The organism is Corynebacterium marinum DSM 44953, from assembly GCF_000835165.1.
Classification (GTDB): Bacteria; Actinomycetota; Actinomycetes; order Mycobacteriales; family Mycobacteriaceae; genus Corynebacterium; species Corynebacterium marinum.
On sequence record NZ_CP007790.1, the window covers coordinates 738,116 to 753,487 of the forward strand.

Annotated in this window: 17 protein-coding genes; 7 read left to right on the top strand and 10 right to left on the bottom strand. The window is 67.1% G+C overall.

Going from position 1 to position 15,372, the window contains the following annotated elements:
- Positions 1-16 precede the first annotated feature (16 nt).
- Both rraA and B840_RS03615 read left to right on the top strand, forming a co-directional pair.
- A complete protein-coding gene (gene rraA / locus B840_RS03610; protein ID WP_042621003.1) occupies positions 17-514 on the top strand; it encodes a ribonuclease E activity regulator RraA in 498 nt (165 codons plus the stop codon).
- A 95-nt stretch (positions 515-609) separates the two neighbouring features.
- Complete coding sequence (locus B840_RS03615; RefSeq protein ID WP_042621004.1) at positions 610-1,272, top strand: membrane protein; 663 nt, start codon at positions 610-612, stop codon at positions 1,270-1,272.
- 7 nt (positions 1,273-1,279) lie between these two features.
- Here B840_RS03615 and B840_RS03620 read toward each other — a convergent pair whose 3' ends face one another.
- The 3 genes from B840_RS03620 to pth (B840_RS03630) all read right to left on the bottom strand — a co-directional run bounded on the left by B840_RS03620 (position 1,280) and on the right by pth (B840_RS03630) (position 4,109).
- Positions 1,280-1,633 carry a hypothetical protein gene (locus tag B840_RS03620; protein WP_042621005.1) on the bottom strand — a complete coding sequence of 118 codons (354 nt, stop codon included), beginning with the start codon at positions 1,631-1,633 and terminating at the stop codon, positions 1,280-1,282.
- Positions 1,633-3,270, bottom strand: coding sequence for a peptide chain release factor 3 (locus B840_RS03625; protein WP_042621006.1), 1,638 nt, complete (start codon positions 3,268-3,270; stop codon positions 1,633-1,635). The genes B840_RS03620 and B840_RS03625 overlap by 1 nt, the downstream gene beginning before the upstream one ends.
- 170 nt (positions 3,271-3,440) lie before the next feature.
- Entirely contained in the window at positions 3,441-4,109 is a 669-nt protein-coding gene (gene pth, locus B840_RS03630; protein ID WP_084602755.1) for an aminoacyl-tRNA hydrolase, read from the bottom strand.
- Between pth (B840_RS03630) and B840_RS03635 the strand changes: the two genes are divergently transcribed.
- From B840_RS03635 to B840_RS13025, 3 genes are all read left to right on the top strand, one after another.
- Positions 4,090-5,064, top strand: a complete 975-nt coding sequence (locus tag B840_RS03635; protein ID WP_042621008.1) for an NAD(P)H-dependent flavin oxidoreductase — start codon at positions 4,090-4,092, stop codon at positions 5,062-5,064. The two genes, pth (B840_RS03630) and B840_RS03635, sit on opposite strands and share 20 nt — an antisense overlap.
- A 44-nt stretch (positions 5,065-5,108) precedes the next feature.
- Entirely contained in the window at positions 5,109-6,572 is a 1,464-nt protein-coding gene (locus B840_RS03640) for a glyceraldehyde-3-phosphate dehydrogenase (RefSeq protein ID WP_042621009.1), read from the top strand.
- 232 nt (positions 6,573-6,804) lie between these two features.
- Positions 6,805-6,999 (top strand): hypothetical protein, encoded by a 195-nt coding sequence (locus B840_RS13025; RefSeq protein WP_084602756.1) that lies wholly within the window; start codon positions 6,805-6,807, stop codon positions 6,997-6,999.
- A gap of 81 nt (positions 7,000-7,080) precedes the next feature.
- Here the strand turns inward: B840_RS13025 and B840_RS03645 are convergent, their stop codons facing one another.
- From B840_RS03645 to B840_RS03660, 4 genes are all read right to left on the bottom strand, one after another.
- Positions 7,081-7,806, bottom strand: a complete 726-nt coding sequence (locus B840_RS03645; protein WP_042621010.1) for a maleylpyruvate isomerase family mycothiol-dependent enzyme — start codon at positions 7,804-7,806, stop codon at positions 7,081-7,083.
- Complete coding sequence (locus B840_RS03650) at positions 7,806-8,633, bottom strand: fumarylacetoacetate hydrolase family protein (RefSeq protein WP_042621011.1); 828 nt, start codon at positions 8,631-8,633, stop codon at positions 7,806-7,808. Before B840_RS03650 ends, B840_RS03645 begins: the two co-directional genes overlap by 1 nt.
- Before the next feature lie 7 nt (positions 8,634-8,640).
- Positions 8,641-9,762, bottom strand: a complete 1,122-nt coding sequence (locus B840_RS03655) for a cupin domain-containing protein (RefSeq protein WP_042621012.1) — start codon at positions 9,760-9,762, stop codon at positions 8,641-8,643.
- A 140-nt stretch (positions 9,763-9,902) separates the two neighbouring features.
- The gene (locus B840_RS03660; protein WP_042621013.1) at positions 9,903-10,688 is read right to left on the bottom strand and encodes an IclR family transcriptional regulator; all 786 of its coding nucleotides are present in this window, start codon (positions 10,686-10,688) and stop codon (positions 9,903-9,905) included.
- Between the two features lie 64 nt (positions 10,689-10,752).
- On the opposite strand from B840_RS03660, the gene B840_RS03665 reads away from it, so the two are divergent.
- Together B840_RS03665 and B840_RS03670 are read left to right on the top strand one after the other, a co-directional pair.
- Entirely contained in the window at positions 10,753-12,105 is a 1,353-nt protein-coding gene (locus B840_RS03665; RefSeq protein ID WP_084602759.1) for an MFS transporter, read from the top strand.
- Positions 12,106-12,144: 39 nt separating this feature from the next.
- Positions 12,145-13,524, top strand: a complete 1,380-nt coding sequence (locus B840_RS03670; RefSeq protein ID WP_042621014.1) for an FAD-dependent monooxygenase — start codon at positions 12,145-12,147, stop codon at positions 13,522-13,524.
- A 52-nt stretch (positions 13,525-13,576) separates the two neighbouring features.
- On the opposite strand, the gene pth (B840_RS03675) is transcribed toward B840_RS03670, so the two are convergent.
- The 3 genes from pth (B840_RS03675) to B840_RS03685 form a co-directional block, all read right to left on the bottom strand.
- Positions 13,577-14,131, bottom strand: a complete 555-nt coding sequence (gene pth, locus B840_RS03675; RefSeq protein ID WP_084602761.1) for an aminoacyl-tRNA hydrolase — start codon at positions 14,129-14,131, stop codon at positions 13,577-13,579.
- Positions 14,132-14,202: 71 nt separating this feature from the next.
- Positions 14,203-14,805 carry a 50S ribosomal protein L25/general stress protein Ctc gene (locus B840_RS03680; protein ID WP_042621016.1) on the bottom strand — a complete coding sequence of 201 codons (603 nt, stop codon included), beginning with the start codon at positions 14,803-14,805 and terminating at the stop codon, positions 14,203-14,205.
- Between the two features lie 171 nt (positions 14,806-14,976).
- Complete coding sequence (locus tag B840_RS03685) at positions 14,977-15,357, bottom strand: hypothetical protein (protein ID WP_042621017.1); 381 nt, start codon at positions 15,355-15,357, stop codon at positions 14,977-14,979.
- Positions 15,358-15,372: the final 15 nt, after the last annotated feature.

Sequence of the window (15,372 nt, forward strand, 5' to 3'; positions counted from 1 at the left end):
AAAGGCAGTCCCGCATATGACCACCTTCATCGCCACCGCAGACCTGGTCGACATCATCGGCGAAGACGTCCGTTCCTGCGACACCCAGTTCCAGAACTTCGGTGGGGTCACCGACTTCTCCGGCCCGATCACCACCATCAAGTGCTTCCAGGACAACGGCCTGGTCAAGCAGACCCTCAACACCCCGAACCCGGGCGGCGTGCTGGTCGTCGACGGGGACTCCTCCCTCCACACCGCCCTCATGGGCGACATGATCGCCGCCGCCGGCGTGGACAACGGCTGGGCGGGCGTGGTCATCCTGGGCGCCATCCGCGACTCCGCCGTGGTGGGCACCATGAAGTTCGGTACCAAGGCCCTGGGGACCAACCCCCGCAAGTCCGCCAAGGACGCCGCAGGCGAGAAGGACGTCACCGTCTCCTTCGGCGGCGTCGACTTCGTGCCCGGCCACATCCTCTACGCCGACGCCGACGGCATCGTCGTCACCGAGCAGCCGGTCGAAGCCCCGGCGGCCTAACCCGCGCGAAGCAGTGTCGGGGGTGGGGGAGGGGCCTGCGTAGAATCGGCCCGGACCCCCACACCCCACCCGTCACCCCGGAAAGGGCGGCACCTTTGTTCCACGCTGTGTCCTATGCGTTGCTGGATTCCCTCAACGCACTGCTCATCGGTGTCATCGTCGCCCTCGGAGTGATGCTGCCGCGCACCGGCCGTTACCGGCGCATCGTCACCCTGCTCATCGCCGGCGACTGGTTGGGGGTGTTCCTCCTCGCGCTGGTGACGCTGCTCATTTTCGACGGCATCAGCGATCTCGTGCAGGAGGCCCTCGAATCGCCCGTGTTCGGCATCCTGCTCATCGCGGTCGGCCTGCTCACTCTCGTGATGACCGTCCGCGGCGCCGGGGACGGGGACTCCACTCTGGTGCGCAGACTACTCAAGCCGTTGCAGGAGCCGTCCGCGAAGACCTTTGCCGTGGGTCTCCTCCTCGGCCTGGTGCAGTCGGCGACTTCAGTCCCCTTCTTCGCCGGTCTGGCCTATCTCTCCACCAGCGGCTTCGGGCCGGAGGTCCGCTACGTCGGGCTCTTCTTCTACGCCAGCCTGGCGCTCAGCCTGCCCGCGCTTTCAGCCGTCTTCGTCGGGATGGTGAGGGCCCACCCCTACAGTCCCTTCGGGCTCGCCTTCGAACAGATGCGGACCCGCCGGGAGTTCGTGGTCAAGCTCGCCGGGTATCTCGTCGCCGTGGCGCTCACGCTCTTCGGCATCGGGGCCCTGATCTGACCGGCGGCTATTCGACGATGAACGCCACGTTGAGGTCGTCGATCTCGTAGCCGCCGGGTTCCGCGGGAACCGTCGACCGGACGGCGGCCGCCACGGCCCGCGTCACCGGGATGACCCACCCGAGCTTCGGGTCGTGCGCGGGCACGAGGCGGGAGTCCTTCACCGGGACGAAGATCACCCGTGTCCCGGTGCAGGAGAGGGCGGTGGGGGAGGAGAGGGCGTCGACGAGCGCGGGCACGTCCGCCACCCCCAGGGTGACGATGACCAACGACTCCGCCGTGTGCACCTGCAGGCGGCCGACTTCGACCTTCGCGGGGGCGGCGGGGACGTCGACAAGCTCCTTGCGGCGGAAGAGCGCCATTACCCGTCCGCCACCATCGGGTCCATCGTCAGCTCCGGGTGCTCGCGCTCGATGAAGGCCAGCTTCCACTTGTCGCCGAACAGGGCGATGAGCTCGCCGTCGCCGCGGGTGAAGATCTCCACCCCGCGCTGGCGGCCCAGCTCGGCGGCGGACTCCGCGTCGGTGCGGCGGGCCACGGAGTAGGGCACCGGCTCGGTGATCGTCTCGACGTTGTACTCGACCTCCATGCGGGCCTGCATGACCTCGAACTGCATGGGGCCGACGGCGGCCATGACCGGGTTTGCCTCGCCGCGGGCGTCGTTGCGCAGGATCTGCACCACGCCCTCGGATGCCAGCTGCTCGAGGGCCTTGCGGAACTGCTTGTACTTGCCCAGGGACTTCGCGCGCAGCGTGCGGAAATGCTCGGGTGCGAACTGCGGCATCGGCGGGAACTGCACCTTGCGGCCCGCGTAGATCGTGTCGCCCGGCGCCAGCGAACCGGCGTTGACCAGTCCCACGATGTCGCCCGGGAAGGCGGACTCGACGGTCTCGCGGGTGCGGCCGAACACCGTCAGCGCATATTTCGTGGAGAAGCTGCGGCCGGACTGCGCGTGCGTGACCTGCATCCCGCGGTGGAACTCGCCGGAGACGACGCGCATGAACGCCAGGCTGTCGCGGTGGTTGCGGTCCATGCCCGCCTGTACCTTGAACACCACGCCGGCGAAGTCGTCGTCGAGTTCGCGCACCTCGTCGATCGCGGTTGCCGACGCCTCCACCGCCGCCGGATCGCTGGCCCGCTCGTGCGGGGCGGGCGCGATGGTGCACAGGGTGTCCAGGATCTGGTGGACGCCGAAGTTGAGCATGGCGGACGCGAAGATCAGCGGGGAGGTCACGCACTTCTCGAAGAGTTCCTGGTTGTGGACCGCACCGTCGGCGGCCAGCAGCTCAGCCTCCTCGACGGCCGTCTCCCACACGTCCTCTTCCCGGGCCGCCGCCTCCTCGGGGGAGTAGAACTCCTCCGGGGCGATGGTGGAGCCGCCGGCGGTGCGGGTGAAGTGGATGTACTCCTCGACCTCGCCGTCCTCGTCGACCCGGGCCAGGCCGCGGAAGTCCCCGGCGTCGCCGACCGGCCAGAACAGCGGCGTGGGCTGCAGCTCGATCTCCTTGACGATCTCGTCGACCAGCTCCAGCGGCTCCCGGCCCACACGGTCCCACTTGTTGATCACGGTGATGATCGGCAGTCCGCGGGCCTTGCACACGCGGAAGAGCTTGAGGGTCTGCGGCTCGAGGCCCTTGGCGGCGTCGATCAGCATGACCGCCGCGTCCACGGCCGTGAGCACGCGGTAGGTGTCCTCGGAGAAGTCCGCGTGGCCGGGGGTGTCGACCAGGTTGATCATGTAGGGCTCGCCCACGTGGCCTTCGGGAGCGTATTCGAACTGCAGGGCGGAGGAGGCGATGGAGATGCCCCTGTCCTTCTCCATCTCCATCCAGTCGGAGACGGTGGCCTTGCGGCCGGCCTTGCCGTGGGTGGCGCCCGCCTCGGAGATGATGTGGGCGTGCAGCGCCAGCGCCTCAGTCAGGGTGGACTTACCGGCGTCGGGGTGGGCGATGACGGCGAAAGTGCGGCGGCGGGAGGCTTCGGCGGTGGTGGTGCTCATAATTATCAGAGCGTAGTCGCTGGACTACCCCCAGGTCACACCGAGGGGATCCTCGCGTAGCCGTTCGACCGGGTCCCGGGTCGCACGGGAGCCTGTTTGGCCCGGAACGTGCCGCGTTTCAGGGAAATCAGGGAACCCGGGGAGGGGCTGAGTGCGCAACGGCGCACTCCTCAGCGGGTGTGGATCTCGTTCTGCGCCTTGTTCAGCCCCTGCTCGACGATCAGCCGGGCGGCGTCGGCTGCCGTGGCGATCGCGGTGTCCAGCTCCGGGCCGCCTTCGACGGAGCCGAGGACGTAGTCCGGGACCGGCATGCCCTTGGGCGGGCGGGAGATGCCGATGCGGACCCGCAGGTAGTCACGCGTCCCCAGCAGCGCGGTGCAGGACTTCAGCCCGTTGTGGCCGTTCTCGTTGCCGCCCAGCTTCACGCGGACCTTGCTGGCGGGCAGGTCGAGTTCATCGTGGATGACGATGATCCGTTCCGCCGGCACCCCGAGCTTCTCCGCGAGCGGGGCGACTGCTTGGCCGGAGACGTTCATGTAGGTGGTTGAACGCAGCACCAGCACATCCTGCCCGCCGATGCGCAGCTGCGCGGCGAGGGCCTTCGTGCCGGGCACCGGTTCCAGCAGGTCACCGGTCTCGGCGAGCAGGTCGTCGACGGCCATGTAGCCGACGTTGTGGCGCGTCGAGGAGTATCTCGGGCCGGGGTTGCCCAGGCCGAGGATGATCCAGTCGGCGGTCAGTTCCCTCTGGCGGGCGGGGGAATGGGGCTTTCTGCGGAACAGGTCGAGGAGCTTGAACACGCCCGCTAGTATCCCACATATGGTTATTCCGCAGATCATCGTCGCCCCCATGGCGGGCGGTCCCTCCTCGCCGGAGCTGGTCAACGCAGCAGCAGCCGCCGGTTCCTTCGGGTTCCTGGCCACCGGGGCGGCGCCCGCCGTCGTGCTCGAGTCCCAGATGGCCCAGATGACGGGCCGGTACGGCGTCAACCTCTTCACCCGTCAGGCGCCGTTCGATTCGCTTGACGACGCCGCCGCCGTCGCCGCGGCGCTCACCGGCAGCGGCGAGGTCCCCGAGGTTGACCTGAGCAACGACTTCGACGCCAAGTTCGACGCCGTGTTGCGCGCGGATACCCCGCCCACGGTGGCCTCCGCCACGTTCGGCCCCTTCACCCGTGCGCAGATCGACGCTCTCCACGGGCGCGGGATCGCCGCCTGGGTCACTGTGACCAACCCCGCCGACGCGGCGGAGGCGGCGGAACTGGGTGCCGACGCCCTCGTCGTCCAGGGCCCCGAGGCGGGCGGGCACCGTTCCACCTGGACAGTGGAGGAAACACCCGACGAGCGCCCTCTGCCCGAACTTGTCCGGTCCGTGGCGGCCGCGGTCTCTCTACCGTTGGTGGCAGCCGGAGGAATCCGCGACCGCGCCGATGTGGTGGAGAGTCTCGCGTTGCCCGGCGTGATCGCGGTGTCCTGCGGTTCCGCTTTCCTGCTCGCCCATGAGGCGGGCACCTCCGCCTTCAACCGTGGTCTCCTGGTCGAAGGTGGGCGTTCTGTCGCCAGCCGCGCCTTCAGCGGCCGGGTCGCCCGCGGGTTGGAAACGGACTTCACCCGGAATAATGCGGACATGCCGCCGATCTACCCCTATCTTTCGCCGCTCCAGGCGCCTCTGCGGGAGCGGGCGCCGCGCGAGCACGCCTACTGCCTGGTGGGGGTGGGCGTCGATAAGCTCCGGGCCCGCCCCACGGCGGAAATCGTGCGTGAGCTGGCCACTGAACAGGCGGTTTCAGGCTAGAGTCGTGGAGAAGTATCCCTATCAATTTCGGAGGTAGAACAGCAGTGACCGCCAACGCGCAGCCAGAGCAGAACCAACAGAGCGACTGGAACGACAAGGTCGCCCTGGCTCAGGAGATGCTGCCGCTGATCAGCCAGCTGCACCGCAACAACGACGTGGTCGTATCCATCTTCGGACGCCTGCTCGTCGGCGTGAAGGACACCGACATCATCAAGTCGCACCGGTACGCCCGCCGGGTCACCGACCGGGAACTCCCGCTCTCGCAGACCCTCCCCATTCTCCGGGAACTGGTCGACATGAACCTGGGCACCGCATCCCTCGACATCGGACGCCTGGCCACCGGATTCGAGAAGTCCGGCGAGACCGACCTCCGGGCGTACCTCGACCGCGAGCTCGCGGAGGTCGTCGGCAAGCACTCCGAGAACGAGCCCACCGACGTCGTCCTCTACGGCTTCGGCCGTATCGGCCGCCTCCTGGCACGTATCCTCATCGCCCGCGAAGCCACCTACGGCGGCGTCCGCCTACGGGCCGTCGTGGTGCGCAAGAACGGCGACAACGACCTGGTCAAGCGCGCCTCCCTGCTGCGCCGCGACTCCGTCCACGGCGCCTTCGACGGCACCATCACCGTCGACGAGGAGAACGACGTCATCTGGGCCAACGGCACCAAGATCCAGGTGATCTACTCCAACTCCCCGGCCGAGGTCGACTACACCGCCTACGGGATCAACGATGCCATCGTCGTGGACAACACCGGCCGCTGGCGCGACCGCGAAGGCCTGTCCCAGCACCTGGAATCGAAGGGTGTGGCCCGGGTCGTACTCACCGCGCCGGGCAAGGGGGACCTGATCAACGTCGTCTACGGCATCAACCACGACCAGATCGACGACGAGAAGATCATCACCGCCGCCTCCTGCACCACCAACGGCATCACCCCGGTGCTCAAGGTGATCAACGACCGCTACGGCGTCGAGCACGGCCACGTCGAGACGGTCCACTCCTTCACCAACGATCAGAACCTCATCGACAACTTCCACAAGGGTTCCCGCCGCGGCCGCGCCGCCGGCCTGAACATGGTGCTCACCGAAACCGGTGCAGCCAAGGCCGTTTCGAAGGCCCTGCCGGAGTTCGAGGGCAAGCTCACCGGCAACGCCATCCGCGTCCCCACCCCGGACGTCTCCATGGCGGTGCTCAACCTGACCCTGGAGACCGAGGTCGACCGCGACGAAGTGAACAACTTCCTGCGCAAGGTCTCCCTGCACTCCAATCTGCGCCAGCAGATCAGCTACATCCACTCCCCGGAGATCGTGTCCTCCGACTTCGTCGGCACCACCCACGCCGGCATCGTCGACGGCCTGGCCACCATCGCCCAGGGCAAGCACCTGGTCCTCTACGTCTGGTACGACAACGAGTTCGGCTACTCCAACCAGGTCATCCGCATCGTGGAGGAGGTCGCCGGCGCCCGCCCGGAGATCTACCCGCGCCGCCTCGAGGCCGCCGAGCTGAAGTAGGTTCCGGGCGAGACAGCTTTTCGTCGACGCCGCCGCAGGGCCGGTTCCCGCACGGGGGCCGGCCCTCGGCGTTCTCAGGTGGCACACCCGCTGGGAGAGTGCGGGAGGGGTCCGTGCATTAATGATGGTGTGCGCCGTTGCGCACTCGGTGAGGTGATGGTGGAAGATCACGGCCCGGTGAAGAATCCCCGGTGGGAATCCCGCTGTCGATTACCGGCATTAGTCTTGGAACATGGGCAAGAAAAAGTCGGCGAAGAAGCACAAGGTGGTCAGCGCCGAGGGGTGGAAGACCAAGAAGAAGTGCTGCCGATCCAATCCTCGCTGCAAGAAGTGCCCGGTTGTCCTCTCCCGGCTCATCAAGGCGCGGGCTTTCGAGGGGGATGCGGCTGAACTGAAGAAGCAGCTCAAGCTCGCACGCCGCTGGTAGCGGCCCCGCCTGGTGACAGGAACAGGTCCGGCCCACTTCCTCGGAGGCGGGCCGGACCTGTTCTGATTGTGCGGGTGGAACCTACAGCCAGCGCGGCGGGGTCGGGACCTCGCCCTGCGGGCTGGTGACACCGCGGTCGCCGCGGCCGGCGGCCCAACGGGTCAGACCCGCCAGTGAACCGTGGATCTCCACGTTGTTTTCGCCGGGGGAGACCTCGATGCGCTCACCGGAGCCGGTGTTGACCAGGACCAGACCCTCGCCCAGGCCTGCGCCACGCCACTTGCCGGCGATTTCCGGCAGGAGGGTGGCCAGGATGACCTCGGGGATGTCGCCGAAATCGGCGTTGACTCCGAGGTCGACGGCGTGCAGCCAGACTTCGCGGGTGCGCATCCACAGGGTCTCGGACGCCGGGACCGTGCGGCCCTGGGCGGTCTTGACCTCTGCATTCCACGCCTCGTCGCTGGCGTCGCGCCAGGCGACGTCGAGACGCACGAGGGTGTGGTCGTGCAGGTTGCGGATGGCGTCCGGGAGGAGGGTGGCGCCGTAGGCGATCTCCTCGTTGCGGGCCTGCGGGGAGGAGTACATCGGGGTTTCCACACCCGTCTCGGCCCACTCCATGAGGTTGCACAGGGCAGCGGCGTTGTACGCGACGTGCGCGGCCAGGTGCGCCACGGTCCAGTCCGGCAGCAGAGTGTCGCGGCCGAAATCGGCGTTGTCGATGAGCGCCAGCTGACCCGAGTAGTGGGCGGTGCCACGGCGGGTCAGGTTGAGACGCTCCTCAACGGACAGATCGTGGAAGGAGCTCATTACTCGAACACCGTCTTGTTGGCGACGTAGCCCAGGCCGTCGATCTCGACCTTGACGACGTCGCCGTCGCCGATGTAGCGCTTCGGGTTGCGGGCGTGGCCGACGCCGCCCGGGGTGCCGGTGACGATGACGTCGCCGGCGTCCAGCGGGTAGATGTGGGAGATGTACTCGACCAGCTGGGCCGGGTTGAACACCAGGTCGTCGGTCGGGGTGGTCTGCATCTTCTCGTCGCCGAGGTAGGTGGCCAGCTCGCCGCCGAACTCGAAGGAGTCCGGGGTGGTCAGCCACGGGCCGAAACCGGCGGACTTCTCGAAGGACTTGCCTTGGTGCCACTGCAGGGTGCGGTACTGGTAGTCGCGCATGGTGTAGTCGTTCATGACGGCGTAGCCGGCGATGTAGTCGGCGGCGTCGGCCTCCTTGACGCGGCGTGCACGCTTGCCGATGACGACAGCCAGCTCACCCTCCCAGTCCAACTCAGCATTGGCGTACTCGGGAACGAGAACGTCGTCGAACGGGCCGGTCAGGGCATCCGGGTACTTCACGAACAGGGTCGGGTGGGTGGGCAGGTCGCGGCCCATCTCCTTGATGTGGTTGGCGTAGTTCAGGCCGACGCACACGATCTTCTTCGGGGCCGGGACGACAGCCTCGAGGTCGGTCTGCTCGAAGGTGACCTCTTCGCCGGCGGCCTTCTCTGCCACCTGGCGCCAGTTGTCCTCCTGCAGCAGGTCGCCGACGTTGGCGTAACCGTCGATCTTCACGGCGGTGGTGTCGGACTCGACGCGGGCGGCGAAGGTTCCCTGGGTGGAGCGGATGGTTGCGAGACGCATATTTTTTCTAGATTCCTTCCGGAGTGTAGGTACGGGAGAGGTTCAGCTTCTCAAAGATCGGGTGATCGGAGAAACCGAAGAGGTCGACGCCGTCGACGCCGGCCTCGATGGACCAGAGTTTCCAGGACGGGACGTTGACGACGTCGCCGTGGTTCATCTCGAAGGTTTCGTCGCCGACCTTGATGGTGGCGGAGCCCTCGAAGACCTGGAAGACGCGGTTGCCGACCTCCTTGACCGGGGTGGTGGTGGCACCCGGGCGCAGACGGTGGAACTCGGCGCGGATGGTCGACATGACGTCGCCGCCGGTGGTCGGGTTGGTGTAGCGGATGGCCGCGTGGCCCGGTCCGACGACGCCGGGGAAGCCGGCGTCCTCGAGGGCGAGCTGGTCGTTCAGTGCGGCGTCGGTGTGCTCCCACGCGTATCGGCCGATGGTGGAGGAGCTGGTGGCGCCCGGGAAGGCGACGGGGCGCAGGCCCGGGTGGGCCCAGAGACGCTCGGAGCGGGAGTAGTCCGGGGTGGACTCGTCGGTGAGCTTCTCGGAGCCGTACTCGAAGAAGCCGGTGTCCATCTGGTACGCGAACGGGATGTCCAGGCCGTCCAGCCAGGCCATCGGCTCGGTGGCGATGTTGTGGTGGCCGTGGAAGTTCCAGCCCGGGGTGAGCAGGAAGTCGCCGCGCTTCATCGGGACGGCGTCGCCGTTGACGACGGTCCAGACGCCCTCGCCCTCGATGACGAAGCGGAAGGCGTTCTGGGAATGGCGGTGCTCCGGTGCGTTCTCGCCCGGTGCGAGGTACTGGATGGCCGCCCACAGGGTGGGGGCGATGTAGGTCGGGCCACCCAGGCCCGGGTTGGCCAGGCCGATGGCGCGGCGCTCGCCGCCGCGGCCGACGGGGACGAGTTCGCCGGAGCGGCGGGCGAGCTTGATCAGCTCGGACCAGTCCCAGCGATGGGCGACGGCCTGCGGGTCCGGCTCGTTCGGCATGAGGCCGCCGATCTGGTTCCAGAGCGGCTTCATGTGGAGATCGTCCATCTTGCCGTACATCTCGTTGAGCTCGGCCTGCTCCTCGGGCGTCGGCTGGGGGGCCACGAATTCAACGTGTTTGTTCGAGTAGTCGGTGCTCTCGCTCATGCTTAAACCTCCTGCATTGTGAGGTGCGCGCAGCCATTCTGCCTGGCGCAAGGGTGGTTGTGACCTCAAACATATGCGCCCGAAAAGTGTGACTCAAAGGTTTTCCGTTTAGCGGAAAATGTACGCGGGGGTGATTTTTCTTACCCCTTGAGGAATGGCGGGGCCATCCTGGTGGACTCCAGGCGGACGTTGAGATCCCGGGAATGTTTCACCAGAACCTCCGCGCACCGGCGGTGGACGGCCCGGAAGCGGCTGGTCGGAGTGGCCACCGTGAGGGCGCCGAGAGTGTCGCCGAGATCGTTGCGCAGGCACACTCCCACGGCGGACACGTCATGTTCGTACAGGCCGTTGTTGAGGGAGAATCCGCGGCTGCGGGTGCGGTGCAGTTGGCGGCGGAGGCTCTCGAAATCGGCGTCGGGAAGCGAGGGGTAGAGGGCGCGCAGCTCCGCGGGGGAGCGTTCGGCCAGCATGGCCAGGCCTCCCGCGTTCTGTTCGGCGGGCATGACCTGGCCACGGCGGAAGCCGACGCGCACGGGGTGGGTGCCTTCCACGGAGTGGAGGAAGTGCACCTTGTTGCCCACCAGGATGAGCAGGTGGGTGGTCTCGCCGGTCTCCGTGGCGATCGCCGTCATGTGCGAGACGCAGGCGGCGATGAGCTCGCTGCCGACGCCCGGTTGCAGGCTCGAGGAGGAGAGCGCTGGCCCGGGCAGGTACGTGCGGGACTCGCTGCGGGTGGCGAAGCCGCGGTACACCAGCATCGCCATGGAACGGTGCACTGTGGAGGGGCTGACGCCCAGCTCTTCCGCCGCCCCGGAGATGGATAAGGTGCCCTGGTCCCGGAGCATGAGGATGAGGGTCAGGGACAGGTCGACCGACTGGAGAAACTCCCGCGGGGGTGAGCCGTGGGTGGGGGTTTTGCTGGGCATGATAATACCTTCCGCTGTGTGGAATAACTTTGATTGTAACCCCCATCACCCCGAAGATGGGCCTATGGCTCCAATCTCCCATTCCCCGCAGGGCGGGGACGCCACCGTTGGAACGGTCGGTGACAAGAAACTTCCCGGAACGGGTGAGAACAGCGGTTTCACGATCCTGGGTATCGGCGGGCGACGTCTCGCGGCTGTCCTGATCGGCTGGTTCTTCGTTATTTTCGACGGCTACGACCTCATCGTCTACGGCACGGTCCAGTCCGCGCTGATGGAGGAGTGGAACCTCAACTCGGCGCAGGCCGGCACCATCGGTTCCACCGCCTTCCTCGGCATGGTCATCGGCGCGGTCTGGGTGGGCCGGCTCTCCGACCGCCGCGGCCGCAAATTCGCCGTCATCGGCTCCGTTATTGTCCTGTCCATCTTCACGCTGCTGTGCGCCTTCGCCCTCAACCCGTGGATGTTCGGCGCCTTCCGTCTCCTCGCGGGCATCGGCCTGGGCGGTCTCGTGCCGTCCGTCAACGCCATGACCTCTGACCTCGTCCCGCGCCGCACCATGTCCGCGTGGGCGACCGTCATGATGTCCGGCGTCCCGCTCGGCGGCTCCATCGCCGCCGTCCTGGCACAGTTCGTCGTCCCCTCCCACCCGGAGTGGGGCTGGCGCTTCATGTTCCTCTTCGCGCTCATCCCGCTGGTGGTCGGCCTGCCGATCGCCATGAAGGTCATCCCTTCCGACCAGGCCATCCGCGATGATCACGCCGCCCGGGAGGGCGCCGACGAACCGGCCGGCTTCAAAGAGCTGCTCACCGGCAAGTACATGGTCATCTCCATCTGGTTCGCCGTCGCCACCTTCGTCACCCTGCTGGCGTGGTACGGCCTGGGGACCTGGCTCCCGCGTCTCATGCAGACCGCGGGCTACGACTTCGGCGCCGCGCTCAACTTCACCCTGGCGCTCAACCTCGGAGCGATCCTCGGCTCGGTGGTCACGGCCTGGGCGGGCGACCGTTTCGGCCCGCTGAAGTCCGGTGCCGTCGCCGCGGGTATGGCGGGTGTCGCCCTGCTCACCCTGCTGACGGAGCCTCCCATCGCCGCCGTGTATCTCATCCTGGTGCTCGCCGGTGTGGGTACCCACGGCACCCAGATCCTCATCATCGCCGCCGTGGCGAATTTCTACCCGCACAACCTGCGGGGCACCGCTCTCGGCTGGGCGCTGGGCGTCGGGCGTATCGGCGCGGTCGTGGCACCGCAGCTGGCTGGCCTGCTGCTGAGCTGGAACCTGGGCGTGGGCTCCAACTACCTGCTCTTCGGTTCCTCGGCACTGCTGTCTTCCCTGTCGCTGGTCGTCCTGTTTTTCATCCACCGCCGGATGCCGAACCCGACCACCAGGGTCCTCAGCTCGTCCACCGACCCCCGATAATTTCTTCCCCGCATCTTCACCGAAAGGAAGTTCTGCACCATGTCCTCTCCCATCCTGACTCCCTCCGCCGATCTGAAGGGCCAGAAGATCATCATCACCGGCGGAGGAATCGGCGGCGCCGCCGGCGCCCTCGCCCTCTCGCTGCGTGGTGCCGACGTCACCCTCTACGAGCGTGCCCCCGAATTCAAGGAGGTCGGTGCCGGCCTGCAGATCGGCCCGCACGGCGTCAAGATGCTGGAGAAGTGGGGCCTGAAGGAGCGCGTCATCGACGCGGGCTATCTCCCGGAGCGCATGCAGTTCCGTGACGCCATCACCACCGAGCCGATCCTGACCATGGACTTCGGCGAGGATTTCCAGCAGCATTACGGCGGCCAGTACCTGGTCATCCACCGCTCGGATCTCCTGTCGATCCTCGTGGAGGCAGCCCAGAAAGCCGGTGCAACCCTGCACAACGGTGTGAAGGTGCTGGGCGCCGATACCCGCGAAGACGGTGTCACCGTCCACATCGAGAAGACCGCCGACGGCGTCCGGGAGGACGTCGAGGGCGACCTCCTCGTCGGCTTCGACGGCACCCACTCGGTGTTCCGCAAGGAGATCGCCCAGGACGAGCCGGTTCCGTCCGCCTACGTGGCCTACCGCGGCACCTCCGAGCTGCCGCAGGACCCGGACATGAAGGACCTGAAGGACGTCGTCGGCTACATCGGCCCGCGCTGCCACTTCATCCAGTACCCGCTCCGCGGCGGCGAGCTGCTCAACCAGGTCGCCGTGTTCCAGTCCCCGCGCTACCTCGAGGCGCTGACCGAGGGCACCGAGGTTCCCGAGGACTGGGGAAACAACGAGGAGTTCAAGGACGCCTTCAACCACACCAACGAGTTCATCCAGGGCCGTCTCGGCTCGATGTGGCTGAACACCTGGTGGCAGATGGCCGACCGCGAGCCGCTGGACAACTGGGTCGTCTCCGACCGCATCATCGTCATGGGCGACGCCGCCCACCCGCCGCTGCAGTACCTGGCTTCCGGTGCCGTCATGGCCATGGAAGACGCCGAGTGCCTCGCCCTCTACGCTTCCCAGGCCGCTGAACAGGGCGAACTCAACTGGGGCGAGGTCCTCGCCGAGGTGTCCGGCGAGCGCGCACCCCGCTGCGCACGCATCCAGACCACCGGCCGTTTCTGGGGCGAGCTGTGGCACGTCGACGGCGTGTCCCGCCTCATCCGCAACGAGACCTTCCGCCAGGCCGAGCGCGGCGGCTGGTACCGCTACGCCGACTGGCTGTGGGACTACGACGCCGAGCGCCGCGAGTACCTCAAGGACCCGTCCAAGGGCGAACTCCCCGAGGCGCTCAAGGAGTGGGAGTACAACATCCACAAGGTCGTCGCCCAGCGCGAGGAAGGCCGTCCCGCAGAGGAGCTGACCATCTAGACGTCCTTATCGACGCCCCGTTCACTCCCCGTGAACGGGGCGTCTTCCGTTGTCAGAGGTGCTTTTCCAGTTCGTCGGCGGCGTCGGAGCAGAGGAAGGGGAGCTCCGCGGCCTCCTGCCGGGTGAAAGGTTTGAGGACGAAGCTGGCCGGGTCCATGCGGCCGGGCGGGCGTCCGATGCCGATCGCCAGCCTCTGGTACTCCTTCGTCCCGAGCGACTTGGTCAGGGACTTGAGACCGTTGTGCCCGTGGTCGCCGCCGCCGGTGCGGAGGCTGAACTGGCCGAAGTCGAGCTCCAGTTCGTCGTGGGCCGCGACGATGTCCTCCGGGCCCACCTTGAAGAAGGTGGCCAGCGCCTTGACCGGGCCGCCGGAGACGTTCATGTAGCTGCGGGGCTTCGCCAGGATGAGGCGGCGCCCGCGGTGGCGGACCTCCGCGATCTCGGTGTTGGTGCGTTTGTGCACGGCGAAGGTTGCGGGGACGGGGGTGATGCGGGAGGCGAGCTCGTCGACAAGCATCCGGCCGATGTTGTGGCGGGTGTCTTCGTACTGCGCGCCCGGGTTGCCTAACCCGACGATGAGGAGAGGGGAATCGGTCACGGCTCCCAGTCTCCCACAGAAAACGGGAGAAGCCCCCGACCAGCAGGTCGGGGGCGTCTCGGGCGGGGAGGGGGAGAGGTCTACTCCTGGTTCTCGGCCGAAGCTTCCTCGTCCTCGGTCTCCTCCGGGACGTCGGAGTCCTCTTCGAAGCTGACGTTGAAGACGAGCAGCTCGGCGTCGTCGACCAGGGTGAGACCCTCCGGCAGGGTGATGTCGCCGGCGTGGATGGCGGTGCCGGCCTCGAGGCCCTCGACGGACACGGTGATCTCTTCCGGAATCTCAAGGACATCCGCCTCGACGCGCAGGGCGTCGAGCTCCTGGACGAGCATGGCGCCCGGGAAGACGTCGCCCTCGTGGATGACGGGGACGTCGACCTCGACGCGCTCACCGCGGGTGATGGCCAGCAGGTCGACGTGGTCGATGTTCAGGGTCAGGACGTTCTGGTCGATGTGCTTGACCATGGTGAGGTGCTTCTCGCCGTCGATGTCGAGCTCGACGATGGCGTTGACGCCCTGGTTACGGATGACGGCGGTGAACTGGATGCGGTCCACGGAGAAGTGGACGTTCTCGGTGGTGCCGGAGTAGACGACGCCCGGGATGCGGCCCGCGGTGCGCAGACGGCGGGCGAAGCCCTTGCCGAATTCGTCGCGGGGGGTGGCGGTGAGGGTGAGGTACTGAGCCATGTGGCGGATCTCCTGTTGTGTTTCCGGCCGCTACCTGAAAAAAATGGCCTGCGACCGACTCTGAAAAGTGAGGGAAAACGTCCTCGTCGAGTCATCGCAGGCTAAATAAACCTTATGATCGCGTCGATAACGGCCCTGGTGCGGGCCCTCGCCGAGACGGAGGCAACCTTATCACGCGTTTTCCGAGGGCCCCAAAACCGGTGCGGGAAAGATCGAGCCCAGGCACGAGGTCACCCCGTCGAGCCTGGTTTCGAAGAGCTCGATCGTCATCGACCGAGACCGGTCCCAGTAGAAGCGGTCTTCCCCCGCGAGCGTGATCGTCAGCAGTAGACCGTCCGACTCCCACCGGACGTCTTCCGCGTGGAAGCCGTGCCCGGGGTCGTCGGGCTGGATCCACACCGTGCCCGGCGGATCCTCCGGTCCGCGCGAGAGCAGCAGCGAACGCGGCGGGGTGTTCCCCGAGAAACTGAAGGTGAACACCATGGTGAAAACGTCCGGTCGACCGGTTTCGTTGTCCAGGTAAATGTCCAACGGCGAGTAGATGCGGGGCATGACCGGTTCAACGCC

Excerpts from the sequence above, each read along its gene's own strand:
- B840_RS03650 (WP_042621011.1), bottom strand. The coding sequence starts at position 8,633 with ATGCGTCTCGCAACCATCCGCTCCACCCAGGGAACCTTCGCCGCCCGC.
- B840_RS13025 (WP_084602756.1), top strand. The coding sequence starts at position 6,805 with ATGGGCAAGAAAAAGTCGGCGAAGAAGCACAAGGTGGTCAGCGCCGAG.
- B840_RS03655 (WP_042621012.1), bottom strand. The coding sequence starts at position 9,762 with ATGAGCGAGAGCACCGACTACTCGAACAAACACGTTGAATTCGTGGCC.
- B840_RS03620 (WP_042621005.1), bottom strand. The coding sequence starts at position 1,633 with ATGGCGCTCTTCCGCCGCAAGGAGCTTGTCGACGTCCCCGCCGCCCCC.
- B840_RS03645 (WP_042621010.1), bottom strand. The coding sequence starts at position 7,806 with ATGAGCTCCTTCCACGATCTGTCCGTTGAGGAGCGTCTCAACCTGACC.
- B840_RS03680 (WP_042621016.1), bottom strand. The coding sequence starts at position 14,805 with ATGGCTCAGTACCTCACCCTCACCGCCACCCCCCGCGACGAATTCGGC.
- rraA (WP_042621003.1), top strand. The coding sequence starts at position 17 with ATGACCACCTTCATCGCCACCGCAGACCTGGTCGACATCATCGGCGAA.
- B840_RS03670 (WP_042621014.1), top strand. The coding sequence starts at position 12,145 with ATGTCCTCTCCCATCCTGACTCCCTCCGCCGATCTGAAGGGCCAGAAG.
- B840_RS03660 (WP_042621013.1), bottom strand. The coding sequence starts at position 10,688 with ATGCCCAGCAAAACCCCCACCCACGGCTCACCCCCGCGGGAGTTTCTC.
- B840_RS03685 (WP_042621017.1), bottom strand. The coding sequence starts at position 15,357 with ATGCCCCGCATCTACTCGCCGTTGGACATTTACCTGGACAACGAAACC.
- B840_RS03625 (WP_042621006.1), bottom strand. The coding sequence starts at position 3,270 with ATGAGCACCACCACCGCCGAAGCCTCCCGCCGCCGCACTTTCGCCGTC.
- B840_RS03635 (WP_042621008.1), top strand. The coding sequence starts at position 4,090 with ATGGTTATTCCGCAGATCATCGTCGCCCCCATGGCGGGCGGTCCCTCC.
- B840_RS03665 (WP_084602759.1), top strand. The coding sequence starts at position 10,753 with ATGGCTCCAATCTCCCATTCCCCGCAGGGCGGGGACGCCACCGTTGGA.
- pth (WP_084602755.1), bottom strand. The coding sequence starts at position 4,109 with ATGATCTGCGGAATAACCATATGTGGGATACTAGCGGGCGTGTTCAAG.